The organism is Xanthomonas populi (genome assembly GCF_002940065.1).
Lineage (GTDB): Bacteria > Pseudomonadota > Gammaproteobacteria > Xanthomonadales > Xanthomonadaceae > Xanthomonas > Xanthomonas populi.
The window spans coordinates 24,510-47,342 of the sequence record NZ_MDEJ01000015.1; the positions used below are offsets into that span (position 1 = coordinate 24,510).

Below are 22,833 nucleotides of genomic sequence, written 5' to 3' on the forward strand. Positions count from 1 at the left end.
GGTTTCCGTGCATCAATTCTGCGCCACGGTCTTGTCGCGATAACGGCACAGGTCATGAATCACGCAGCCCGGGCAATCGGGTTTGCGGGCCTTGCACACGTAGCGGCCATGCAGAATGAGCCAGTGATGCGCGTCGTGCAGAAACTCTGCAGGAATGACTTTCACCAGTGTATCTTCGACCACGCGCACGTCCTTGCCTGGCGCAAGCCCGGTGCGGTTGGCGACGCGGAAGATATGCGTGTCCACCGCCATGGTGGGCTCGCCGAACGCGGTGTTGAGCACGACGTTTGCGGTCTTGCGGCCGACGCCGGGTAATGCCTCCAGCGCAGCGCGATCGTGCGGGACTTCGCCAGCGTATTGCTCCAACAAAATACGGCAGGTGGCGATGACGTTCTTGGCCTTGGCGTTGAACAGGCCGATGGTGGCGATATAGCGCTTCAGGCCTTCTTCGCCGAGATCGAGAATGTCGCGCGGGGTATTGGCGACTGGATACAGTTTGCGGGTGGCCTTGTTGACGCCGATATCGGTGGCTTGCGCCGAGAGCAAGACAGCAATCAATAACTCGAACGGGGTGGTGTATTCCAGCTCGGTGGTCGGGTGCGGATTGAGTTCGCGCAAACGCTCGAACATGTCCTGCACTTCGCGCTTGTGCATGACGCTGCCGCGACGTGTCGGCGGGGTGGGGCGAGTCGCGTTCATGGTTGTGCTTCACCTGCGGCCTTGGCCTTGGCACGCGCCAGGATGGCGGCGACCAACGGCGGCAATGTGGCAACTGCAGGTTGGCTGGTCGCTGGTGCGGGTGTGCGGCGTGCCTCGCGTTCGGCGGCGCGTCGCTGCAGGCGCGCTGCGCGTGCGCGGTAGCGCTCGCGTGCGGCCCAGGCATCGCGTAGGCGCTGCTGTGCCGCGAGCAATACCGCGCTGAGTTGCGGGCAGGCTGGATCCAGCGCGTCGTCGCGTGGATCGGGCAGGTATTCCATCAAGCCGAGCGCCAGCGCGCTGTCGAGATCGTCGGCTTGCACGCAGCCGAACAGTTGCAGCGGTAGTGGACGCGGCACCGGTATGGGGTCGGACGTCATGGCGAATCGATCAGCGATTGAGAAAATGTGCGGGGCGTTTTTCAAGGAAGGCACGTGTGCCTTCGCGCATGTCGTCGCTGGCGAACAACAGCGCAAATTGCGCAGTTTCCAGCTGCAAGCCTTCTTCGATCGCGCATTCGCCACCGAACACCACCGCATCCAGAATGCCGCGCAGTGCGAGCGGTGCAGCAGCGGCCAGGCGCTGTGCCAATGCCAGGGTTTCATCCTGCAGCGCCTCTGGCTCGACCACGCGGTTGAGCAGACCCAGCTGCAATGCGCGCGCTGCATCGATCAGCAGGCCGAGCAGGCACAGTTCCAGCGCAGCAGCACGACCGGTGAGGCGCAACAGCCGTTGGGTGCCGCCGAAACCGGGGATCAGGCCGAGATTGATTTCCGGCTGCCCCAGGCGAGCGGTGGCCGCGCCGATGCGCAGATGGCAGGCCATGGCCAGCTCCAGGCCGCCGCCCAGCGCAAAACCATTGACCATTGCGATCACCGGCTTGGGCATGCGCTCGATCCGGCGCATCAGTCGCTGGCCGAGCAGCGAGAATTCGCGCCCCTGCATGGCCGATAACGCACGCATCTCGGCGATATCAGCGCCGGCTACGAAGGATTTGGGACCGGCACCGGTGAGGACCACCACGCGCACGTCATCCGCGCTGGCTGCATCCTCAAAGGCCTGATCCAGCGCCCGCACCGTTTCCTGGTTCAAGGCGTTCAGTTTGTCCGGTCGATTGACCGTGATCGTCCGTACACTGGCGTGGTCGGCGATCAGAATGACGTGATTGGACATGGGAATCCTTGCGAACGTAAAAAATTAGTAAATAAGGAACTTCCGAAAGCCTTGCTGGTCATAGCTTTCGTGATGAGTAGCGGTTCGGTATCGCGGCCGCTATCCTAGCGCGTCATCTCAGGCGGCAGACCCGTCCTGTGCCACCACCCTGGAGAATTGTTTGATGAAGTTGCGTTCTATCGCGGTCGCTGTGGCGGCCCTGGCCCTGACGGGCAATGCACTTGCCCAGGACACAACGTCCGAGAAAGGAAAGTTGAGCTATTACTTCGGCTATGACTACGGCAACAACCTTGCCGAGCTCACAGGTCGCGGCGAGCAGCTCGATGTCAATGCGGTGGTGAAGGGTCTGCAAGACGCCTACGCCAAGAAGCAGCCGTCGATCACTGCCGACCAGTTGAAGCCGGCCGTTGAAGCGTTCCAGAAGCGCGAGCAGGGCCGTGCCCAGCAGGCCAAGGCCGAGTACGACAAGGTTGCCGCTGCCAACAAGACCAAGAGCGAGCAGTTCCTGGCCAAGAACAAGGGCACCGCTGGCGTGCAGACGCTGCCGAGCGGCGTGCAGTACCGCGTGATCGAAGCAGGCAAGGGCGCCAAGCCGACTCAGGCCAGCACTGTGCAGCTGGAAGTGGCCGGTCCGTTCCCCTTCGGCGATCGCGAGAAGGCACGTCCGGCGCAGCAGATTCCGGCCATCAAGGTCAGCGAAGTCGAGATGCAGGCCATGCGCGACACGCTGCTGCAGATGCCGGCCGGTTCGAAGTGGGAAGTGACCCTGCCGCCAGAGAAGGCCTACGGTGCCGACCCGCGTACCCCGTTCCCCCCGAACGTGGCTGTGCAGTTCGAGATCAAGCTGGTCAGCGTCAAGTAATTGCGTTTGTTGTTGCTGCGACAACGCCGGCCACCAAGCCGGCGTTGTCGTTTGGGTCCACCAGAGGTGCGCGAACGCAGTGGTGGAGGTCTTGACGATGCGGGGGCTGCAGGAGCGAGCGATGACCGACCCAGTGATGACCGACAAGGATTCGAAAGACGGCAGTCTGCCCAGCCCATGTATCGGTGTATGTTAGTTGGACGCGCAGTCGCACTGTGCCGGCTGCCTGCGCAGCCTGGATGAAATTGCACGCTGGATGAGCATGAGCGACGCCGAACGCCAGAGATATCTGCACACGGTTCTGCCTGCGCGCGCACTGGCGGCGCGGCTGCCCGAATGCGCGCAACTGCAGCGTGCGTTGTATCCGCTGGACACCGCGCCCGACGGGCCGGGTTGGAACCATGCCGAATTTATCGATCTGACCGAAGGCGGCGCCTCCGCCGAAGCGGCGGTGTTGTGTGGTTTGGTGCCACGCGAGCACGGCACCATGGTGCTGCTGACACGCCGCACCGACAGCCTGCGTCATCATGCCGGTCAGGTCAGTTTTCCCGGTGGGCGGGTCGAGCCCTCCGATGCAGATGCGGCGGCTGCGGCCTTGCGCGAGAGTTGCGAAGAGATCGCACTCGGCGCGCAGCAAGTGCATGCCTTGGGCTATCTGGATCCGTTTTTGACCGTCAGCGGGTTTCGCGTGACGCCGGTGGTCGCGGTGATCGACCCGGCGTTCGTGGCGGTGCCGCAGCCGGACGAAGTGGCCGATATTTTCGAAGTGTCCTTGGCGTACCTGATGGACCCTGACAATCTGCGCAGCGTGGAGCTGGAGTTTCGCGGCCGGCTACGCCGCGTGCTCGAATACGATTGGCCGGCCCAGCGCATCTGGGGCGCTACCGCGGCCATTCTTCTCAATCTTCGTCGTCGCCTGGAGCAGGTTGCATGAGTGTCGATACCGACTGGACCACGCTGGTCGATAGCGCCACCTTGGCGGCCGCGTTGCAACATCCGCAGCTGCGACTGCTGGACGCACGCGCCGCGCCACCCACTGCGCCGGACCAGGATGCAGCGCGCAATGCCTATGCGCAGGGACATCTGCCGGGCGCCCATTACGCCGATCTCAACGACGATCTGGCCGATTTGTCGCGGCCTGCACAGGGGAGGCATCCGCTGCCGCACAGCGCGGCATTCGCCCAGCGGCTGGGCGAATGGGGCATCGATCCGGCCAGCCAGGTCGTGGTCTACGATGCTGCGGACGGCAGCATGGCCGCAGCGCGTGCATGGTGGATGCTGCGGTTGATGGGACATCGTCGCGTGGCGGTGCTGGACGGTGGATTGGCCGCCTGGCGCGCATCCGCATTGCCCGAGAACACCGAGCAACCTGCATTGCGTGATGGCGCGGCGTATCCCGGCAGTTTCAACAGCGATGCGGTGGTCGAAGCCGAGCAGATTCTGGCGCGGCTGGATCAGGCGCCGGGCTGGTTGCTGGATGCACGTGCCGGTGAGCGCTTTCGCGGTGAGGTGGAGCCGATCGATCCGGTGGCCGGGCATGTGCCCGGTGCGGTGAGTCGTCCGTTGGGTGTGAGCCTGCGCGATGGCCGTTTCAAGCCGGCAGACGAATTGCGTGCCGAGCTGTCTGCGCTGCTGGGTGCATATTCACCCGCGCAAGCGGTGGTGATGTGCGGATCCGGCGTGACTGCGTGCCATTTGTTGCTGGCATTGGACGTGGCGGGTTTGTCTGGCGCGCGTGTTTACGCCGGCTCCTGGAGCGGTTGGTTGCACGATGACAGCCGCCCGGTCGCGGCCGCTCCCCGATTGCAGGCACAATAGCGCCAGGAACGGTGACCTGTGGGGACGCAGGTTCGCTGCGCGGAGCGCAGTTTCTCGCAGTGGTGAGTGACTCATGCGGTTGCAGTTACAGGTCGGCGCCATCTGCGTCGCGGTTTCGATGATGGCTGCCTGTTCGGCGGAATCGAACGCCGGCGCAGGCGATGGGCGTCTTGTTGGGCGTGCACAAAACTACGCGCGCGATGTCCATCAGCTCGAACTTGAGCGCGCACGTGCCGAGCGATTGACGCGTTTGCGCGCGCCTGATGGTTGGCTGAGCTACACCGGCTCAGGTCGTGTGCGTGCTGGGCAGTATCGCGTGGGAAGCGATTCGCACAGCGACATCGTGTTGCCGGCCGGTCCTGCGCAATTGGGGCAGTTGACGCTGGACGCTGGCGGCCACGTGCAGTTCCAGGCTGCGGCTGGTGTGCCGGTGACAGTGAACGGCAAGCGTATCGATCGCCTTAGCCTGGAATCGGAGCGGGCAGGGCAGCGCGGCGATCGCCTGGATGTGGGCGACCAACAATTCTATCTGGTGCAAACCGGCAGCTTGTTCGGATGGCGCTTCCGCGACCCGGCCGCGCCGGCACTGACGCAATTCGATGGGCTGGACTACTTTCCCACCGATCCGCAGTGGCGCGTCCAGGCACGCTGGCAGGCCTATTCACCGCCGCACGCGACCACCTTGCTCACCTCGATCGGCACGCCGCTCACCGTCGAGGTGGCCGGCGAGGCGGTGTTCTGGCGCGATGGTCACGAGTATCGATTGCAGCCGATTGCGCAGGATGCTGGCGAAGGCCTGTTTTTCCTGTTCGCCGACCGCACCAGCGGCAAGGAAAGCTATGGCGGCGCGCGTTATCTGTACACCGCAACACCACGCGATGGCCGCATTGTGCTCGACTTCAATCTGGCCGAAAATCCGCCCTGCGCATTGACGCCGCACGTGGTCTGCCCGATCGCGCCGCCGGGGAATCGTCTGGATGTGGCGGTGAATGCGGGCGAAAAAACCTACCGCGCGCCAGAGCGCTGAGCGTTACGCTCAGCGTGGCGTGTGCAACCAGCTCACCGCAGCTTCGATGCGCGGCCATGGAAACAGCGGGCCGGGGTCGAGCTTGCGCTGAATCTTGCGCGAGTGATCGTCCCTTGCCGCTTCCTGGGTGGTATCCAGTGCTTGATGACCGGCGATCCGGCTGACTGATGGCAGGCGTTGTTGCAGCCACTGCAGCAGGGTGATCAGCGCGGTGATCTGCACATTCGGATACGGCTCGGTCATGACTTGATGGTGCGAGTCGAGCCAGTGCGGATAGCGGCCGCTGTTGACCAGTTCGATGCCCAGCGTATGCGGGTTATGGCCGCGCACGTGATGGGCGACGCGCTCGAGTGCGACGTATTGCTGGATGCTGCCGTTGCGGTCTATGTAGTAATGCCCGCTGTTGCCAGTGCCGCTGTCGTAGAGCACGCGTTCGCCGTATTCGCGCGCCATTACCATGTCGGGCAATTCGGTGCAGTGGATGACCACCATGTCGATCTGTGTAAGCGAGCGTCGCGGCAACCGCGATTCGTAGGACAACGGCGCGTAGGTGATCGGCGGAGACGGCAGGGCGGCATCGGACATGGAGCGGATGCTAGCATTCGACGATGGCTTTGAATCCCGACAGCCCTTTGGGCAAATTGATGGCAACGCTGCCGCAGATCGGTCAGGTGACCTGGATCGGTGTGCGACCGGCACGCGACGTAGACATGATCGAGGTGGAAGCGGTGCAGGCCACCACCGGCATTGGCCTGGTGGGCGACCGCTATAGAGGCGGCAGCGGCAAGCGTGGCGTGACCTTGATCCAGGCCGAGCATCTGCCGGCGATTGCGGCGCTGACCGGGCACGCCACGATTGCGCCAGCCACGTTGCGGCGCAATCTGATGGTGTCCGGCATCCCGCTGATCGCCTTGAAAGGGCGGCGCTTCCGCATCGGCGATGTCGAACTGGAAGGCACCGACCCCTGCGACCCGTGCTCGCGCATGGAAGCTGCGCTGGGCGCTGGCGGCTACAATGCGATGCGCGGCCATGGCGGGCTGTGTGCGCGCATCCTGCGGGGCGGCGTGCTGCGCATCGGCGATACGGTGCAGGCGCTATGAGTCGCGGTCATTGCATCCTGTCGCACGGGTTCGAAAGTGGCCCGGACGCGCTGAAGGTCACCGCGTTGGCCGACGTCGCCGCGCAATTGGGCTGGACCCACGAGCGCCCGGACTACACCGATCTGGATGCCCGCCGCGAGGTGAGCTCGCTCGGTGATGTGCAAGGCCGGCTGCAACGCTTGCTGGAGATCGCGCGTGCGGCGGCCGACAAGGGGCCGTTGGTGCTGGTCGGCTCCAGCCTGGGTTCGTATATCGCCGCCCAGGTGTCGTTGCAGGTGCCAACGCGCGGGCTGTTTTTGATGGTGCCGCCGACTAGGATGGGCCCGTTGCCGGCGTTGGATGCGGCGGCCGTGCCGATGTCGATCGTGCATGCCTGGCGCGATGCATTGATCCCGGCCGCCGAGGTGATCGCCTGGGCGCAGGCGCGCAATGCGCGCTTGCTGCTGGTCGACGACGACCATCGGCTGGCGGCGCATGTGGACGCGTCGGCGCGTGCCTTCGCCGAACTGTTGCAGAGCCTGTGATGCCTTCGCACCTGCTGGCGTGCTGCATGCGGAGTTACCGATGAACGTGTTGATCCGCGAAGCGAGCGACGCCGACGCCGCTGCCATCGAGCTGCTGACGATGGTCGCGTTCATGCGTTCCGAACACAGCCGCCATGACGAGCAGCACGTGATTGCCGCGTTGCGCAACGACGGCGCATTGACGTTGTCGTTGGTGGTCGACCACGACGGCTATGTGGTCGGGCATCTGGCGGTGTCGCCGGTGTCGCTTTCGGACCATTCGCCGGGGTGGTACGCGCTGGGGCCGCTGGCGATCGGGCCCGGGCATCAGCGCCAGGGGCTGGGTACGCGCCTGGTGCAATCGGCCCTGGCGAACTTGCGCGAGCGCGGCGCGGCCGGCTGCCTGGCACTCGGCGCGCCTGTGTTCTTCAAGCGCTTGGGCTTTGCGGTGGAACCGGGGCTGGTGTTGCCGGATGTGCCAGCGTCCGAGTTGCAGGCGCTGTCATTCGGCGACCGGCTGCTGCCGTTGGCCGATGTGTCCTACCACCCGGCGTTCGGACTGGGTTGAGTCCACGCGATTGTCGTTCACTGCGCGGGTGCCGTCGCATTCGCTGCAGGTTTAAACTGATTGCACAGCAACTCATTGAGGATTGGTCCAATGCGCCATTGATGCCGCCGTCGCGATGACGGCCTTAGCCGCTGCCGATCCGGTTGGATCGGTGCGTGTGCTGGCATGCAATGGAGAAACGTATGACCTGTCCGTCGCTGACGCTGGAGAGCGTTGCGTACGTGCTGCCCGATGGCAGCCCGCTGTTTTCTGATCTGACGATCCACATCGACCAACGCGCCACCGGCCTGGTCGGGCGCAATGGCGTGGGCAAGAGCGTGCTTGGGCGCCTGTTGGCCGGTGAGGTGGCGCCCAGCGCCGGGCGTTGCGTGCGCACCGGCAGCGTGCACTACCTGCCGCAACGCGTGAGCATTGCGCCGGGACAGACCATCGCCGAGTTGGCGGGTGTCGCGCCGCTGCTGGACGCACTGGACAGGATCGCCGCCGGCAGCGTGGATCCAGCCGATTTCGAACAGGTCGGCGAGCGTTGGAGCGCCCATTAGTACTTGGCCGCAGAACTCGAACGGCAAGGCCTGGGCGGGCGCGATCCGCGAGCGCCGGTAGCGCAACTCAGTGGCGGCGAAGCGATGCGCGTCGCCCTGGCCGGCGCGTTTCTGACCCAGCCGGACCTGTTGATTCTCGATGAGCCGAGCAATCATCTGGATGGCCCGCAACGCCAGCGGTTGATGGATCGGCTGCAGGCACGAAGCGGTGGCCTGGTGGTGATCAGCCATGACCGCAGTTTGCTCGAGGCGATGCAGCGCATCCTGGAACTGTCCGCGCACGGGCTGCGCAGTTACGGCGGCAATTACGCGTTCTATGCCCGGCAACGCGTGCTGGAGCAGCAGGCAGCCGGCGATCTGCTGGCCCAGTGCAAACACGCACGCGCACGCGGCGAGCAGGCGCTGCGCGAGCAGCAACTGCGCCAGCAGCAGCGTCAGGCACGCGGCGCGCGTACTGCGGGGCAGGCCAACCACGCGCCGATCCCGCTTGGTCGCCAGAAGCAGCGCAGTCAGGTCAGTGCCGGCCAGCGTCAGGCTGAACAGGCGCGGCTGAGCGAGGCGGTGGTGCAGGCGCAGCGCATGTCGAGATCGATCGGGCCATCGCGGTATTGGCGTCGGCATCGCCGACCGGTGCGTCGCGGCGGTTGGCCACGCTGCAGCAGGTGCAACTGGCCGACGGGCGGCTGGGCGGGCGTCGGGTGGATCAGCTGTTGCATGGGCAGCTGCGGATCGGCCTGGTCGGCCCCAATGGCAGCGGCAAGTCATCGTTGCTGCAACTGCTGGCCGGGCGCTTGCAGCCGAGCGCCGGACACTGCGAGGTGCATGTGCCGGTGGCGTATCTGAACCAGGACTTGGGGCTGCTGGACCCGGCGCGCTCGGCCGTCGCGCAACTGCACGCTGCCGACCCAGTCGCGCAAGCCCACGCACACCGGCTGCGGCTGGCGCTGCTGGGGTGGATCAGACGCGTGCGGACCTGCCCACCGGCCAGCTCAGCGGCGGCCAGCGGCTCAAGGCGGCGCTGGCCTGCGCGCTGTACCGAGCGCAGCCAGCGCAGCTGCTGTTGCTGGACGAACCGACCAATCACCTGGATCTGGCCTCGGTGGAGGCGATCGAAGCGCTGCTGCGCAGCTACGAGGGTGCGCTGATCGTCGCCTCGCACGATGCCGCCTTCCTGCAGCGGCTGGGTCTGCAACAGCGCCTGGACACCGCGCAGACGCAGTGGCGGCTGGCGCCGTGGTGAACCGCGCAGCGGGCGATCCGGCCGCCGGGCTGGTAAAGCCGGCGCCGATGGCCGACCATTTGCGCCCCGCGCGCGGCGGCCACGGCTTTGCCCTTCCGGGCGCCGGCCCAGCGTCCCGCTCTCACGCCCGCCCCCACGGCTAGCGTCTCCATCGATACCTGCCTACGTGAAATTCTTCGCATCCTGTGCCAAGGGCCTGGAATACCTGCTTGCCGACGAGCTGCTCACGCTCGGCGCCAGCAAGGCCACCGCCACCATCTCCGGCGTCAACGTCGAAGGCGATCTGCGCGACGCGCAGCGCGCCGTCATGTGGTCGCGCCTGGCCAGCCGCGTGCTGTGGCCGTTGAGCGAGTTCGATTGCCCGGACGAGGACGCGCTGTATGCCGGCGTTTCCGAGTTGCCATGGGACGCGCATCTGTCCGTTGGCCACACGCTGTCGGTGGATGCGCATGTCTCCGGCACCGCGATCACGCATGCCCGCTATGCGGCGCAGCGCATCAAGGACGCGGTGGTCGACACCATGCGCCGGCAGGGCCTTGAACGCCCGTCGGTGGATGTGGAAAGCCCGGATCTGCGCCTGAACCTGTCGCTGCGCAAGGGCCGCGCCACCCTCTCGGTGGACCTGGGCGGCGGCCCGCTGCATCGGCGCGGCTGGCGCATGGCGCAGAACGAAGCGCCGCTGAAAGAGAATCTGGCCGCAGCAGTGCTGCTGCGTGCCGGTTGGCCACGTGCCTACGCCGACGGTGGCGGCCTGCTGGATCCGATGTGCGGTAGCGGCACCTTGTTGATCGAAGGCGCGCTGATGGCCGCCGACGTCGCACCCGGCCTGCAGCGCTATGGCAGCGATGTTCCCAGCCGTTGGCGCGGCTTCGACCGCGAGCGCTGGCAGCAACTGGTGAGCCAAGCGCGCGAGCGCGACAGCCTTGGCCGCGCCGCGCTCAAGCAGGTGATCCACGGCAGCGACATGGATCCGCATGCGATCCGCGCCGCTAAGGAAAATGCGCAGGTGGCCGGTGTCGCCGAGGCGATCTGGTTCGGCGTGCGCGAGGTGGGCGATCTGCAGACCCCGCAGCAGGCCACCGGCGTGGTGGTGTGCAACCCGCCCTATGACGAGCGCCTGGCCGCCGATGCGGCACTGTACCGCCGCCTGGGCGATACCTTGCAGCGCTGCGTGCCGCAGTGGCGCGCCAGCCTGCTGTGCGGCAATGCCGAACTGGCCTATGCCACCGGCCTGCGCGCGGGCAAGAAATACCAGCTGTTCAACGGCGCGATCGAGTGCGCGCTGATCGTGTGCGACCCGATCGCGATGCCACGACGCACCCCGCTGGCTGCACCGACCGCGCTCAGCGAGGGCGCGCAGATGGTCGCAAACCGCTTACGCAAGAATCTGCAGAAGTTCAAGAAATGGCGCGCGCGCGAAGGCATCGAATGTTTCCGTGCCTACGACGCCGATCTGCCGGAGTATTCCGCTGCCATCGACGTGTATCAGCAAGCCGATGGCGATCGCCGCGTGTTTTTGCACGTGCAGGAATACGCCGCACCGGCGACGATTCCGCAAGCCGATGTGCGCCGTCGTCTCGGCGAACTGCTGGCCGCCGCACGTGAAGTATTCGAGGTGCCGGGGGAACGTGTTGCACTCAAATCGCGCGAGCGTGGCAAAGGCGGCAGCAAGTATGGCCGCTTCGAGCAGCGCAATGAGTTCATCAACGTGCGCGAGCATGGCGCCTTGCTGCGGGTAAATCTGTTCGATTACCTGGACACCGGCTTGTTCCTGGACCATCGCCCGTTACGCGGCACCATGGCCACGCAATCCAAGGGGCGGCGCTTCCTCAATCTGTTTTGCTACACCGGCGTGGCCAGCGTGCAAGCGGCGGTGGCCGGTGCGACATCCACCACCAGCGTGGATCTGTCCGGTACCTACCTGCAATGGTGCGCCGACAACCTGGCCTTGAACGGGCAGGCCGGTAGCAAGCACAAGCTGGTGCAGGCCGATGCGCTGGCGTGGCTGGAAGCCGAGCGTGCGCATTTCGATGTGATCTTCTGCGACCCGCCGACCTTCTCAAATTCCGCACGTGCAGAAGACTTCGACATCCAGCGCGAGCATGTGCGCCTGTTGCGTGCGGCAGTGGCGCGTCTGGCGCCGGGGGGCGTGCTGTATTTTTCCAACAACTTCCGTCGCTTCAAGCTGGATGAGGAGATGGTGGCCGAGTTCGCGCAGTGCGAGGAAATCAGCCCGCGCACCATCGATCCTGATTTTGAGCGACATGCGCGGATTCATCGGGCGTGGCGGCTGACGGCGTGAGGCCCCCGGGTCGCGTCTGACGGCCTGGTGTGCGCGTTGCGATATCGGTCTTGGCCGCGCTCGGCTAGCTGCCGCGCGCCAGCTTGTCGGTCGCGTCTGATCGCGCAGGCGCAGGCGTCATCGCGGCCGGGGATGCGAGCGCAGGGCGTGGCCGCAACAAGCCCACCACAGCGCTGGGGTATGCTGATTCGCATGCTTTGGAGTTAACGATGACCGCACCACCTCGCATCGCCTTTCTCGCCAGTCACGCCGAGCCGGCGGTGGCCGCGCGCGCGCATCTTGTGCAGCGCTACGGCGATCACGCGCTGGCCACCGCCGATATCGTCTGCGCCCTGGGCGGTGACGGTTTCATGCTGCAGACCCTGCATCGGCATGGCGCTGCCAGCAAGCCGGTGTTCGGCATGAAGCTGGGCTCGGTCGGGTTTTTGATGAACCAGTACCGCGACGATGAAGATGACCTCCTCGCGCGTCTGCAACGCGCCGAGCCGGCGCATCTGCGCCCGCTGGAAATGCAGGTGCAGACCGAGTCCGGTGCCAGTGCGGTGTCGCTGGCCTACAACGAGGTCTCGCTGTTGCGACAGACCCGCCAGGCCGCGCATCTGAGCGTGGATCTCAATGGCCAGACCCGCATCGCCGAGCTGATTGGCGATGGCGTGACGGTGGCCACGCCAGCCGGCAGCACCGCGTACAACTACTCCGCGCATGGGCCGATTTTGCCGCTGGGCTCGAATACGCTGGCGCTGACACCGATTGCCCCGTATCGCCCGCGACGCTGGCGCGGCGCCATCCTCAAGGCCGATACCGAAGTGTGCTTCCGCGTGCTGGACCCGTACAAACGCCCGGTCAGTGTCACCGCTGACTCGCACGAGATCCGCGACGTGATCGAAGTGACCATCCGCGAATCCACGCAGCGCCAGGTGACGCTGCTGTTCGATCCCGAACACAATCTGGAAGAGCGCATTTTCAGCGAGCAATTTGCGGTTTGAAGGGCGGTGATTCGGGAGTGGGGATTTAGGATTGGCAACAGCAAGAGCGCGGTACTTAGGCTGTAGGATCGCGCGCACGCGCTACGATGCGGGGCGGGTGAGAAATCGAATTCCGATTTCGAATTCCCGCTTCAACCTATTCCCTATTCCCTATTCCCGGCGCCCAAATGGCTGATAATTCCCCAAGGTTACTGACCGTCGCGGTCACCTCGCGCGCGCTGTTCGACCTCGAAGAAGGTCACGCGCTGTTCGAGGCCGATGGTGTGGAGGCGTATTCGGCGTTCCAGCGCGAGCATGAGGACAACATTCTGGAGCCGGGCGTTGCGTTTCCCGTGGTGCGCAAGCTGCTGGCGCTCAACCACGATGTGCCCGAAGAAACCCCGCGTGTGGAAGTGATTCTGCTGTCGCGCAATTCTGCCGATACAGGTTTGCGCATCTTCAATTCGATTCAGCACTACAACCTGGGCATCGTGCGGGCGACCTTTACCTCTGGTCAGCCGACCTGGCCGTACGTAAAGCCGTTCGGCACCGATCTGTTTCTGTCGGCCAATCCGGAGTCGGTGCGGCGTGCGCTCACCCATGGCATTGCGGCGGCGACCATCATGCCGCGCGCGCCGGGCGAACGTGCCGAGGCCGCAGCGGCGATCGTGGACAACGATGAAAGCCGGTTGCCGACGCAGTTGCGTATCGCCTTCGACGGCGATGCGGTGATCTTCGGCGACGAGAGCGAACGCATCTCGCGCGAGCAGGGTGTGGAGGCATTTGGACGCCACGAGCGCGAACGCGCACGCGAACCGTTGTCGGTCGGGCCGTTCCGCAATTTTCTGTCTGCGCTGCATGCGCTGCAGGCGGCATTTCCGCCTGGTGAGGCCGCGCCGATCCGCACCGCGCTGGTCACCGCGCGTTCTGCACCGGCGCATGAGCGGGTGATCCGCACCTTGCGCGACTGGGGCGTGCGCTTGGACGAGGCCTTGTTCCTGGGCGGACGCCACAAGGGGCCGTTTCTAGAGGCGTTTGGCGCGGATATCTTCTTCGACGATTCGCAGCACAACATCGACAGTGCGCGCCAACACCAACACGTGGCGGCCGGTCACGTGCCGCATGGCGTGGCCAACGATCCACCGAGCAGGTGAGCGATGCACCAAAGCCGCCTGCACGCGCCGCGCTGCGCTCCAGCTGGCGCCAGCTGGAGCTGTATTTCGCCGGCGATACCGTCCAGACCTGCATGTCGCGCTGGGCGCCGTATCGGCTGATGCTGCCGTACACGCGCGGCATGCTGGCCGTGTTGTGGCTGCAGCCGCGCCCCGAGCGCATTGGGCTGATTGGATTCGGCGGCGGCGCGCAGGCCAAGTTCTGCCATCGTTATCTGCGCAGCACGCGCATCGAAGCGGTGGACGCCGATGCGCAGGTGCTGGCGTTGCGCGATGCGTTTGCTGTGCCGCGCGACGATGCGCGGCTTGAGGTCACGCACGGCGATGGTGCGCAGTGGATCGGCACGCGTGCCGGGCGATACGACCTGTTGCTGCTGGATGCCTACGATGCCCACGGCATTCCACCCGCGCTATGCACGCCCGAGTTCTACGCCGAGTGCCGCGCTGCGCTGACGCCAAGCGGTGTGCTGGCGTTGAACCTGTTCCAGGTGCCGCTCGCCGGGCATCTGGCCAAGCTACGCGACGTGTTCGAGGGACGGGTGCTGCTGTTGCCCGAGCCGGATCTGCGCAATCAGGTGTTGTACGCCTGGAATGGCAAACGCACGCCGGGGACTGCGGAGCAGGCGTTGGCGTCGTTGCCGTGGTCGGCGCGTCGGCAGTTGCGGCCGGCGATGTTGCGGCTGCAGGCAGCGTGGATGGAACGGGCCTGGCGGTATGCGTGAGCTGCTGTATCCGGGTGGTCTGACACGTGTCGTCAGCCGGCGATGGTGCAAACTTCACCATCGCTCGCAAACGCACCTTTAGGGGTTGAGCAGATTGCCTGCATCAGCCAGCGGCAACTGGATATCGGTCAATCGCCAGCGCAGGCCTTGTCGCGTCAGCACAAACACCACCGGTGCCCCGGTCGCCGTGCGGGTGGTGGCGGTAAAACGGCGGGTGGATTCGAAGCGCTGCTCGGCGTCTTGTAACGGGCGCGCAGGCGCTGGCGCCGCATAGGTATCCGGACTGACGGTGGCGCCGGTGACGCGATTCCACACGCCATGGCCCTGCAATAGCGCACCGATGCCCAGTGGCGTGACCAGCGTGTCCACACCGGCGCCGCTGATGCCACTGGCAAGCTGCAAGGCGAACCCGCCGAGCAGACTCGATTGCATGCTGCTGCCGGCCTGGCGAATCAAATAATCGTCCAGCTGCGCCTTGAGGTTGACCCGCAAACTTGAGAAATCCACGTGGTGTTCCAGCTGCCCGGCATCGCGATTGGCCACTGCATCGCTGATGCCGCGAATGGCCAGATACGGGCCTGTAACCACGTAAGTGGCCAGCAACAGTACGGTCAGCACAGGCAGTAGCAACCAACGTTTTTTCATGGTTCGCATTCCATTGCTGTTGGTGGCCGGGACGCCATCGATGCAGGCCAACGCGTAGCGAAAAATCGCCGCCGCACGCTGACGGCCGGCGGAGCCTCGATCGCTGTCTGCGCCATGCGCTGCATCAAAATTCCAGATCCAACGCGGCGCACAGATAATCGACAAACGGCGCCAATACCACCAGATCCGCTTCGATGGTCTGACGCACACGCGTGCCAGTCATGGTGGCATCGTCGAGGTGGCGCAGATAGGCCCAGTTGCGATGCTTGAGATCGTCGATGAACTCGAAATCGTTGGGGAATCCGCGCGGTGCACGCACCAGCTTTTCGCTGTCGTCCATTGTAAATTTGCGGCGCAGTTTGGGTTCGTAGGCGACCGCTTTCCAGTTGGCGGGATTGTCGAAGATGAACTGGCGCAGCTTGCGTTGGGTGTCTGTCTCCGGTTGCCACAGCCCTGCACCAACAAAACTCTCGCCCGGCTGCAGATGGAGGTAGAACGACGGCGCCGGCACCTGGCGGCGGCGCTCATGAAACAGGCGCGCACCTTGCCAGTTCTTGTACGGCGATTTGTCGTTGGAAAACCGCGCATCGCGGTAGATGCGAAACAGCGAACCGCCCTGGGTCTTGGGATCGGCGCGATAGTGTTCGCTGACCTTGGCCAACGCCGGCTGCAGATCGGTGATGAGCTGCAGAAACGGCTGGCGCACGTGCGCCTCGTACTGATGCCGGTGGTCGTTGAACCAGGTCTTGTCGTTGTGGCGGGCCAGCGCACGCAGAAACTTGAAACTGGCCTCGGAAAAGTAGGTGGTCATAGCGTGCGTTGGAGGTCCGAACCCCAGGCGGTGAGCTGGTCGAGTAGGGCTTGCTTGGTAGCATCGTCGGGGTGAGCAAGCCGTAAATCCGCGATCTGCGTATGGAACTGGTCGAGCGTGACTTCGCCCAGGCCACGGTCTTCGAGCAGGCGCTGGCGGCGGTACACGTTCCAGCGTTCGTGCTCCTCGAACGTCAGCGTTTGCGGCCAATTGCGCGCGCGGTAGCGGAACAGCAACTCGATCAGGCGCGGGTCGCGCAAGCGCGATTCCAGCGCGCCCAACGCGGCCGGCGCACTGGTGCGGACCTGGGTGAGCAGGCGCTTGTCGCCCTCGGCCAGGAAGCCGTCGTAGAGCGATGCATCGGCATCGTTGACCGCTGGCGCCGCAGCGCGCTCATTGCCGTAGACCTGACGCACTTTTTCGGCCAGCTCTGGGCCGAGCTCGCGTAGGCGCGCGGCTTTTGCCAATACCGCATCGTGGTCGATGCCCAGACGCTGAAAATCCGCTGCGCGCAGATGCTGCCAGGCCACCAGTTCCGGCGACTTGTTCAGATGCACCTCCTTCAGCGGAATGCGCTGTTCGCCTTCGGGCAGATCGGCGGCGCGGATATACAGCCGGTCGGCGATCTCGTCCGGACTCAGGCGCAACAGCCCTTCAGGATCGCTCTCCAGATCGAACACGATCACCCGGCTGTCGATGCGTGGATGGCGCGTCAACGGCAGCACCGCAGCGGCGCACATGCGCGATGCGGGATAGCGCTGCGAGATATGCAGCACCGGCTGCATGGCGATGACGTCGAGCAGCGTCGCCGCAAAGCGCTTGTCGCGTAGACGCAGGGCGTACTCCCATAGTTTGGGCTGGTGTTGCTGGAATTTGCGCGCCATGCCGATGGTGGCGTGCACGTCTGACAGCGCCTCGTGCGCATCGCCTTCGCGCACCGCGTTGGCATCTGCCAGGTGTTCGAGTTTGAACGAGGTGGCGCCATCTTCGCGCTGCGGCCAGACGATGCCGTCCGGGCGCAGGGCATGCACCAGCCGCAACACGTCGAGCAGATCCCAACGCGAGTTGCCGCCGCGCCACTCGCGCTCGTACGGGTCGTAGAAATTGCGGAACAGGCCGCAGCGCACGAACTCGTCGTCGAAGCGGATCGAGTTGTAGCCCAGCGTGCAGGTCTGCGGCCGGCTCATCTGTTCGGAAATACGCGCGAACGCTTCGGCCTCGCTCACACCTTCGCGCAGCGCGTGTTGCGGGGTAATGCCGGTGACCATGGTCGCGTACGGGGAGGGCAGCAGATCGTCGGCCGGCTGCACGTAGAAACTGATCGGCTCATCGATCACGTGCAATTGCGCATCGGTGCGCACCGCGGCGAACTGCGCGATGCGCGTGCGGCGCGGATCCTGGCCGAAGGTTTCCAGGTCATAGAAGAGAAAGCTGTCAGGCATGCCGTATCACATCCAGATCTGCGGCGCGCTGGGGAGGGCGCCCCCAGTGCTGCCTAGTATCTCTCATCTGCGCGCCAGCACGCTGACGCAGGGGGCCTGTGCGCAAGGTTCAGTGCGCGCCTTCCAGCGGCTGCAGACGCGCATGCACGACCGCTTCCAGCGCGGCCCAGTCGATGCGCGACAGATCGGTGTGCCCGCGCGTGGCCTCGACCAGAATCTCGCGCTGGATCTCGCTGCGCGCCAGGGCGATCGAATAGCGCGTGCGCAGGAAGGTCACCATCGTGTAATGCGGCACGAAGCGGGTGGGCCAGCGTGTCTGCAGTTCCTGTTCCAGCGCGCGTTGCAGTAGGAACGCGGCATCGCCGACGCGGTCGCGCATTTCCAGATAGTTTTCCAGCGCCATCTGCTGGATCGCTGCCGCATCGTCGCGGCGCGCTGCTTCGAACGCGGCGAAGGCGTGTTCGAGATCGTCGTGCGCGTCCAATTGCTCTGCCAGTGCAACGCAGTCTTCGAAGGCGCAATTCATGCCCTGGCCGTGGAACGGCACCATCGCATGTGCGGCGTCGCCGATCAGCAATGCGCGGCCGCCCAGATGCCAGCGGTCCAGCGTCAAGGTGCCGAGCAGTCCGGGCGGATGTTCTTCCCAATGCTCCTTGAGTTGCGGAATCAGCGGCAAGGCATCGGGAAAGTCGCGTGCGAACAGGGCTAGCGCTTCGTCGCCGGTGCGCGTGGTAACAAAACTGGGCTCGCCGGCGTTGGGCAGAAATAGCGTGACGGTGAAGGTGCCGCCATCGTTGGGCAGCGCGATGCACATGTAACGCCCGCGCGGCCAGATGTGCAGCGCATTGCGTTCGATACGGAAACCACCGCCGGGCAGTGGCGGAATCTCCAGTTCTTTGTAGGAGTGATCGAGGAATTCGATGCGCTCGCCCAGCGGCGATTTGCGCTGCATTGCCGCGCGCAGCGTGGAGCCGGCGCCATCGCTGCCGATCAGACTCTGGACGTGGATCTCGTGCGGCTGGTCGTCGCGGTCGTCGATGAAACGTGCGTAGCCGGCATCGAAATCCACCGTATGCAGGCGCCGATAAAAGTGCACGCGTGCGCCGGCCTGTTCGGCCAGATCCAGCAGCGCGACATTCAGCGCTGCGCGATGGATCGACCAGATCACTTCGCTGTCGTCGCGCCCGTAGCGCTGCAACTGCGGTTCGCCAATCAGCGGATGCACCATGCGTCCGCGCATCATCACCGCCTTGGCCATCACCGCATCTTCGGCGCCGGCCTGGCGCAGCGCATGGCGGCCGCGTTCGGCCAGTGCCAGGTTGATCGAGCGGCCGGACTCGTAGCCCTTGATGTGCGGATCGCCGCGGCGCTCGTAGACGGTGACCTGCCAGCCGCGACGCGATAGCAGAATGGCCAGCAGGCAACCGGCCAGACCAGCGCCGATCAATGTCAGGGAACGAGGAGTGACTGCGCTCAATGCGGTATCCGGAAGCGGCCGGACGCGGATGCCGGCGAAGAGGGAGACAGTGAAGCGGCTAGCGACGGCGCACGCCGCGGTCATCCAGATGCGGGTCTGGAGTGTACGTGCGCGTGTGCCGGTTCCGACTGGCGCGCACACCTGTTTCGATGACGCCGTCTGTGCCGCGTGCTCAGGCGGCAGCCCAGGTTTCCACCTGCTCCACCAACTGGTGCAGATCGCAGAAGCGGTTGTACAACGGCACCGGCGCGATGCGGATGACATCCGGTTCGCGCCAGTCGCCGAGCACGCCCACCGACTGTAGATACTCGAACAGCGAGCGCCCCTGCGCGCGGCCACCGGCCACCCGCAACGACAGCTGGCAGCCGCGCTGCGCGGGTTCGGCCGGGGTGACGATCTGCAGTACCTGCGGCACGCGTGCGTGGATCAGCTGCTCCAGATTCCCGGTGAGCTGTTCGGATTTTGCACGTAGTGCCGGCATGCCGGCCTGATCGAACAGCTCCAGCGACGCACGGAGCGGCGCCAGCGCCAGCGCCGGCGGGTTGCTCAGCTGCCAGCCTTCGGCGCCGGGCGAGGGCACAAACTGCGGGTCCATGCGGAAGCGGGTCTGCTGCTCGTGTCCCCACCAGCCGGCCATGCGCGGCAGATTGCTGTTGGCATGGCGTTCGTGCACGAAACAGCCGCCCACTGCGCCGGGACCGGCGTTGAGATATTTATAATGACACCACACCGCAAAATCGACGCCATCGTCGTGCAGCGTCAGCGCAATGTTGCCGACCGCATGCGCCAGGTCGAAGCCCACCGCCGCGCCTTGTGCGCGTGCCAAACGCGCGATGCCGCCCAGCTCGAAAGCCTGGCCGGTGCGGTACTGGACGCCTGGCCACAGCACCAATGCAAGGCGCGGACCATGCACTGCGATAGCATCGGCGATCGCCGCCATCGATAACGTGCCATTGGGTTCGTCTGCTTCCACTTCGATCAGGTGCGTGGCCGGGTCCAGCCCATGCAGGCGTAGTTGCGATTCCACCGCATGGCGGTCGGACGGAAACGCGCCGGCTTCGATCAGGATCGCGCCGCGCTCGGGCGTGGGGCGGTAGAAGCTGGCCATCATCATATGCAGATTGACACTCAGCGTGTTCATCGCGACCACTTCGCCGGGCAGCGCGCCGACCACGCGGGCCAGACCATCGCGCACCAACTGGTGATAGGTCAGCCATTGGGTGGGGCCGGTGAAGTGGCCTTCCACCGCGAGTGCGCCCCACTGGTCGAGTACTTCGGCCACCATCGCGCGCGCGGCGCGCGGCTGCAGGCCCAGCGAATTGCCGACGAAATAGGTCTGATCCTGGTCGCCATGCTGCGGGAACACAAAGTCATCGCGCAGGTGGCGCAGTGGGTCGGCGGCGTCCAATGCAACGGCATGGGCGCGGGACAGCAGGTTGGTCATCATCACAGCTCGCAACGCAGGTCAGTGGGGCAGTTTACCTGCCGGCAGCGTGTGCGCCGTCATGCGCGGCCGCTGTCTGGGCCGAGGCGTTGGTTGAGGCTGGTCGGGCAGGCCGCAATAGATGGGCCAACGTGCCGATACTGTCGGTGATGCGGTCGATGGTGTCGGCTAATGCAGCGGTAGTGGGCGAGCTGTCGGGCAGCGCCGCCAACGCATCGGACAAGCTGCGTTCGGCGCTGCGCAAGGTCGCCGCGGCAGGGATGCCGCCATTCACCAGACAGGTAATGAGTTCGGACAGCGCTTGGTCGGCTTGTTCTGCAAATGCAGGCAATGCATCCAATGTGGGCAAGGCGTGGCCGTCGCGCAGCACCGCTTCCAGCGACAAGGTGGCGCGGATCAGCCGGTTGCTGTTGGCCAGCAGCGATTCGGCAAGTTTGAGTTCGTGCAGATTGCGGCGGCTGCGTGGCTCGCCGCGCAGGCGCTCGATCGAGGCCTGCGCATTGGTGCGCGCCACGCGCGCAGCGGCGCGGGTATCGCTCAGATCCTCCATCTGGCCGAGCAACAGGTTGCGCAGATGATCGCGATACGCGCTGATCAGCTGTGCCAGCGAAGCGCGGATATGCCGACGTTCGCGCGTGGGCCACAGCGCATAGGCGATCAGGGCCCATGCGCTGCCGGCCACAGTCGCCTGCACACGCGCGCCAATCGCTTCGCCGGGTGCCACGCCTTCGAACGACAACAACAGCACCAGCATACCGGTCAGAAACGCCACGCCGATGCCGTAATTCACCTGTGTCAACAAGCGGAAACCCAGGCAAAACAGCGCCAGCAAAGCCAGCCGGATGCTGGCGCCATCCATCGCCAGATGCGCCAGCAGTGTCGCCACCAACAGGCCGACGAAGGTGCCGGCCACACGTAAGGCGCCGAAGCTGAAAGTTCCGCCAAAATCCGGCTTGAGCACGATGGCGGCGGTCATCGGAATCCAGAAGCCATGCGGAATCTGCTGCCAACGTTGAAAGGCGATCGCCAGCGCCAGACATACGCCGCAGCGCAATGCATGCCGGAATGCCACCGACGACAGATCCAGATTCGCGCGCAAGGTGGCCCAGGTTGCCGCCGGCCTGAGTGCCGCAGGCAAGCGCGCTTCGGCCAGTTGCGCCTGGATCTCGCCACGGCTGCTGGCCCAATGCGCGTTGCGGATCAGTGCGCGCAACTGGCCACCCAGGCCTTGCGCACGCGCCACTGCCACACGCACCAATCGACGCTCACGGGTATCGGCGTTGTCGAGCTGAAACTGCGCCAGTGCAGCGACCAGATCGTCGAAGCCGGTCATCGAGGCATCGGCCACCAACGGGTCTTCGCCGCCGGTCATGGCGTGGGCGAGTTGTTCCAGCACGATCGCGCTGCGTTCGAGCACACGTTCGATGGCTGGGCGGGCTTGCGAGTCGGCCAGGCGGGTGTCGGCATCGGCCAGCGACAGCAGCTCCAGCCGCACGCGATCGCAGAGCTCGGCAATGATGCGGAAACTCTGCACGGCGATCGCGCGCGAGCGGTGTTCGCCGTGCAGCATCACCATCGCATCAAGCACTTGTTGCGTTGCCTGCGGTGCGGCGCTGGCTTCGGGGCGCTGGCGTGCGATGCCTGCCAGTTGACGCATCAGATCGGCGAGTGCGAAGCGTTCCGGGCGGTAGCGTTGCAGCGGCCACGCCGCCAATGCCAGCACCACCTGCAGCAGGCCACCGGCGAAGATCAACGCCGCAACGCCCGGTGCCTGCTCCACCGGCAAGCGCATATCGGCGCTGACCACCAGCACAATCATGCTGGTCAGGCCCACCCGCGCGGCCACCGGGCCGAGCGCCACCAGCAGCCCGCCGCCCAGACCGAGCAACAAACCGGCGACGACCAATGCAGGGGTGTTGTGGCCGACCCAAATGCCGAGCAACGCGGCCGCACCGGCGGCCAACGCGGCCATCAACATGCGTTGCAGACGCGCGCGATACGGGCCGGGCTGGTCGGTGAACATGGTGTTGAGCGCGCCGGTACACACTGCCAGGCCGGCGGCGACATGACCGGTCGCCACGCCCACCGCCAACGGCAGCACCACCGCAGCGGTATTGCGCAAGGCGACGCGCAGCGGCACGTCACGCGGTTTGAGGTCGATCAGCGTGCGCAGCATGGTGCAGACTTCAATAGTTTCGACTGGCGCAGCAGACTACTGGGTTCGACGGGCGCATCAGAGTTGCCTATTAGGGCCTGTTAACACATACGAAGCCCTTCAACGATCAGGACGAAGCTCAGGAATCCGAGGAACATGACGTCGAGCT

At 65.3% G+C, this 22,833-nt stretch carries 21 protein-coding genes and 1 pseudogene; 12 read left to right on the forward strand and 10 right to left on the reverse strand.

Annotation, left to right across the window (positions count from 1 at the left end):
- Positions 1 to 12 precede the first annotated feature (12 nt).
- The 3 genes from nth to XpopCFBP1817_RS04030 are packed head-to-tail and all read right to left on the reverse strand — an operon-like array spanning position 13 to position 1,869.
- Positions 13 to 699: an endonuclease III gene (gene nth / locus XpopCFBP1817_RS04020; RefSeq protein WP_128416094.1), complete on the reverse strand. Its 687-nt coding sequence runs from the start codon at positions 697 to 699 to the stop codon at positions 13 to 15.
- A complete protein-coding gene (locus XpopCFBP1817_RS04025; RefSeq protein WP_128416095.1) occupies positions 696 to 1,076 on the reverse strand; it encodes a hypothetical protein in 381 nt (126 codons plus the stop codon). Before XpopCFBP1817_RS04025 ends, nth begins: the two co-directional genes overlap by 4 nt.
- A gap of 10 nt (positions 1,077 to 1,086) precedes the next feature.
- Entirely contained in the window at positions 1,087 to 1,869 is a 783-nt protein-coding gene (locus XpopCFBP1817_RS04030; protein ID WP_128416096.1) for an enoyl-CoA hydratase-related protein, read from the reverse strand.
- A 163-nt stretch (positions 1,870 to 2,032) separates the two neighbouring features.
- Here XpopCFBP1817_RS04030 and XpopCFBP1817_RS04035 point away from each other — a divergent pair, with 163 nt between their 5' ends.
- The 4 genes from XpopCFBP1817_RS04035 to XpopCFBP1817_RS04050 all read left to right on the forward strand — a co-directional run bounded on the left by XpopCFBP1817_RS04035 (position 2,033) and on the right by XpopCFBP1817_RS04050 (position 5,576).
- Positions 2,033 to 2,731: an FKBP-type peptidyl-prolyl cis-trans isomerase N-terminal domain-containing protein gene (locus XpopCFBP1817_RS04035; protein ID WP_128416097.1), complete on the forward strand. Its 699-nt coding sequence runs from the start codon at positions 2,033 to 2,035 to the stop codon at positions 2,729 to 2,731.
- Positions 2,732 to 2,927: 196 nt separating this feature from the next.
- On the forward strand, positions 2,928 to 3,665 hold the full coding sequence (locus XpopCFBP1817_RS04040) for a CoA pyrophosphatase (RefSeq protein ID WP_244171050.1): 738 nt from the start codon (positions 2,928 to 2,930) through the stop codon (positions 3,663 to 3,665).
- Complete coding sequence (locus XpopCFBP1817_RS04045) at positions 3,662 to 4,549, forward strand: sulfurtransferase (protein ID WP_128416098.1); 888 nt, start codon at positions 3,662 to 3,664, stop codon at positions 4,547 to 4,549. Before XpopCFBP1817_RS04040 ends, XpopCFBP1817_RS04045 begins: the two co-directional genes overlap by 4 nt.
- A gap of 73 nt (positions 4,550 to 4,622) precedes the next feature.
- A complete protein-coding gene (locus XpopCFBP1817_RS04050; RefSeq protein WP_128416099.1) occupies positions 4,623 to 5,576 on the forward strand; it encodes a DUF1684 domain-containing protein in 954 nt (317 codons plus the stop codon).
- A 9-nt stretch (positions 5,577 to 5,585) separates the two neighbouring features.
- Here the strand turns inward: XpopCFBP1817_RS04050 and XpopCFBP1817_RS04055 are convergent, their stop codons facing one another.
- On the reverse strand, positions 5,586 to 6,161 hold the full coding sequence (locus tag XpopCFBP1817_RS04055; RefSeq protein WP_128416100.1) for an N-acetylmuramoyl-L-alanine amidase: 576 nt from the start codon (positions 6,159 to 6,161) through the stop codon (positions 5,586 to 5,588).
- A 23-nt stretch (positions 6,162 to 6,184) separates the two neighbouring features.
- On the opposite strand from XpopCFBP1817_RS04055, the gene XpopCFBP1817_RS04060 reads away from it, so the two are divergent.
- From XpopCFBP1817_RS04060 to XpopCFBP1817_RS04095, 8 genes and pseudogenes are all read left to right on the forward strand, one after another.
- Positions 6,185 to 6,676: an MOSC domain-containing protein gene (locus tag XpopCFBP1817_RS04060; RefSeq protein WP_128416101.1), complete on the forward strand. Its 492-nt coding sequence runs from the start codon at positions 6,185 to 6,187 to the stop codon at positions 6,674 to 6,676.
- Entirely contained in the window at positions 6,673 to 7,200 is a 528-nt protein-coding gene (locus XpopCFBP1817_RS04065) for a YqiA/YcfP family alpha/beta fold hydrolase (RefSeq protein WP_128416102.1), read from the forward strand. Before XpopCFBP1817_RS04060 ends, XpopCFBP1817_RS04065 begins: the two co-directional genes overlap by 4 nt.
- A gap of 40 nt (positions 7,201 to 7,240) precedes the next feature.
- Positions 7,241 to 7,747, forward strand: a complete 507-nt coding sequence (locus tag XpopCFBP1817_RS04070; RefSeq protein ID WP_128416103.1) for a GNAT family N-acetyltransferase — start codon at positions 7,241 to 7,243, stop codon at positions 7,745 to 7,747.
- A gap of 182 nt (positions 7,748 to 7,929) precedes the next feature.
- Positions 7,930 to 9,529: pseudogene (locus XpopCFBP1817_RS23510) on the forward strand (ABC-F family ATP-binding cassette domain-containing protein).
- Positions 9,530 to 9,695: 166 nt separating this feature from the next.
- Positions 9,696 to 11,831: a bifunctional 23S rRNA (guanine(2069)-N(7))-methyltransferase RlmK/23S rRNA (guanine(2445)-N(2))-methyltransferase RlmL gene (gene rlmKL / locus XpopCFBP1817_RS04080; protein WP_128416104.1), complete on the forward strand. Its 2,136-nt coding sequence runs from the start codon at positions 9,696 to 9,698 to the stop codon at positions 11,829 to 11,831.
- A gap of 209 nt (positions 11,832 to 12,040) precedes the next feature.
- Entirely contained in the window at positions 12,041 to 12,817 is a 777-nt protein-coding gene (locus XpopCFBP1817_RS04085) for an NAD kinase (RefSeq protein WP_128416105.1), read from the forward strand.
- A 167-nt stretch (positions 12,818 to 12,984) separates the two neighbouring features.
- Positions 12,985 to 13,950 (forward strand): 5'-nucleotidase, encoded by a 966-nt coding sequence (locus XpopCFBP1817_RS04090; RefSeq protein ID WP_128416106.1) that lies wholly within the window; start codon positions 12,985 to 12,987, stop codon positions 13,948 to 13,950.
- Complete coding sequence (locus tag XpopCFBP1817_RS04095) at positions 13,947 to 14,690, forward strand: spermine/spermidine synthase domain-containing protein (protein ID WP_128416107.1); 744 nt, start codon at positions 13,947 to 13,949, stop codon at positions 14,688 to 14,690. Before XpopCFBP1817_RS04090 ends, XpopCFBP1817_RS04095 begins: the two co-directional genes overlap by 4 nt.
- A 78-nt stretch (positions 14,691 to 14,768) precedes the next feature.
- Here XpopCFBP1817_RS04095 and XpopCFBP1817_RS04100 read toward each other — a convergent pair whose 3' ends face one another.
- The 6 genes from XpopCFBP1817_RS04100 to XpopCFBP1817_RS04125 form a co-directional block, all read right to left on the reverse strand.
- Positions 14,769 to 15,335 (reverse strand): DUF2939 domain-containing protein, encoded by a 567-nt coding sequence (locus XpopCFBP1817_RS04100; RefSeq protein WP_128416108.1) that lies wholly within the window; start codon positions 15,333 to 15,335, stop codon positions 14,769 to 14,771.
- A 124-nt stretch (positions 15,336 to 15,459) separates the two neighbouring features.
- Positions 15,460 to 16,146 carry a DUF2461 domain-containing protein gene (locus XpopCFBP1817_RS04105; RefSeq protein WP_128416109.1) on the reverse strand — a complete coding sequence of 229 codons (687 nt, stop codon included), beginning with the start codon at positions 16,144 to 16,146 and terminating at the stop codon, positions 15,460 to 15,462.
- On the reverse strand, positions 16,143 to 17,588 hold the full coding sequence (sbcB, locus tag XpopCFBP1817_RS04110; protein WP_128416110.1) for an exodeoxyribonuclease I: 1,446 nt from the start codon (positions 17,586 to 17,588) through the stop codon (positions 16,143 to 16,145). Before sbcB ends, XpopCFBP1817_RS04105 begins: the two co-directional genes overlap by 4 nt.
- Before the next feature lie 109 nt (positions 17,589 to 17,697).
- Positions 17,698 to 19,065, reverse strand: coding sequence for an FAD-dependent oxidoreductase (locus tag XpopCFBP1817_RS04115; protein WP_128416111.1), 1,368 nt, complete (start codon positions 19,063 to 19,065; stop codon positions 17,698 to 17,700).
- A gap of 172 nt (positions 19,066 to 19,237) precedes the next feature.
- Complete coding sequence (kynU, locus tag XpopCFBP1817_RS04120; RefSeq protein ID WP_128416112.1) at positions 19,238 to 20,509, reverse strand: kynureninase; 1,272 nt, start codon at positions 20,507 to 20,509, stop codon at positions 19,238 to 19,240.
- Positions 20,510 to 20,543: 34 nt separating this feature from the next.
- A complete protein-coding gene (locus XpopCFBP1817_RS04125) occupies positions 20,544 to 22,685 on the reverse strand; it encodes an FUSC family protein (protein WP_128416113.1) in 2,142 nt (713 codons plus the stop codon).
- Positions 22,686 to 22,833 lie beyond the last annotated feature (148 nt).

Excerpts from the sequence above, each read along its gene's own strand:
- nth (WP_128416094.1), bottom strand. The coding sequence starts at position 699 with ATGAACGCGACTCGCCCCACCCCGCCGACACGTCGCGGCAGCGTCATG.
- XpopCFBP1817_RS04025 (WP_128416095.1), bottom strand. The coding sequence starts at position 1,076 with ATGACGTCCGACCCCATACCGGTGCCGCGTCCACTACCGCTGCAACTG.
- XpopCFBP1817_RS04030 (WP_128416096.1), bottom strand. The coding sequence starts at position 1,869 with ATGTCCAATCACGTCATTCTGATCGCCGACCACGCCAGTGTACGGACG.
- XpopCFBP1817_RS04035 (WP_128416097.1), top strand. The coding sequence starts at position 2,033 with ATGAAGTTGCGTTCTATCGCGGTCGCTGTGGCGGCCCTGGCCCTGACG.
- XpopCFBP1817_RS04045 (WP_128416098.1), top strand. The coding sequence starts at position 3,662 with ATGAGTGTCGATACCGACTGGACCACGCTGGTCGATAGCGCCACCTTG.
- XpopCFBP1817_RS04050 (WP_128416099.1), top strand. The coding sequence starts at position 4,623 with ATGCGGTTGCAGTTACAGGTCGGCGCCATCTGCGTCGCGGTTTCGATG.
- XpopCFBP1817_RS04055 (WP_128416100.1), bottom strand. The coding sequence starts at position 6,161 with ATGTCCGATGCCGCCCTGCCGTCTCCGCCGATCACCTACGCGCCGTTG.
- XpopCFBP1817_RS04060 (WP_128416101.1), top strand. The coding sequence starts at position 6,185 with ATGGCTTTGAATCCCGACAGCCCTTTGGGCAAATTGATGGCAACGCTG.
- XpopCFBP1817_RS04065 (WP_128416102.1), top strand. The coding sequence starts at position 6,673 with ATGAGTCGCGGTCATTGCATCCTGTCGCACGGGTTCGAAAGTGGCCCG.
- XpopCFBP1817_RS04070 (WP_128416103.1), top strand. The coding sequence starts at position 7,241 with ATGAACGTGTTGATCCGCGAAGCGAGCGACGCCGACGCCGCTGCCATC.
- XpopCFBP1817_RS04085 (WP_128416105.1), top strand. The coding sequence starts at position 12,041 with ATGACCGCACCACCTCGCATCGCCTTTCTCGCCAGTCACGCCGAGCCG.
- XpopCFBP1817_RS04090 (WP_128416106.1), top strand. The coding sequence starts at position 12,985 with ATGGCTGATAATTCCCCAAGGTTACTGACCGTCGCGGTCACCTCGCGC.
- XpopCFBP1817_RS04100 (WP_128416108.1), bottom strand. The coding sequence starts at position 15,335 with ATGAAAAAACGTTGGTTGCTACTGCCTGTGCTGACCGTACTGTTGCTG.
- XpopCFBP1817_RS04105 (WP_128416109.1), bottom strand. The coding sequence starts at position 16,146 with ATGACCACCTACTTTTCCGAGGCCAGTTTCAAGTTTCTGCGTGCGCTG.
- sbcB (WP_128416110.1), bottom strand. The coding sequence starts at position 17,588 with ATGCCTGACAGCTTTCTCTTCTATGACCTGGAAACCTTCGGCCAGGAT.
- kynU (WP_128416112.1), bottom strand. The coding sequence starts at position 20,509 with ATGACCAACCTGCTGTCCCGCGCCCATGCCGTTGCATTGGACGCCGCC.
- XpopCFBP1817_RS04125 (WP_128416113.1), bottom strand. The coding sequence starts at position 22,685 with ATGCTGCGCACGCTGATCGACCTCAAACCGCGTGACGTGCCGCTGCGC.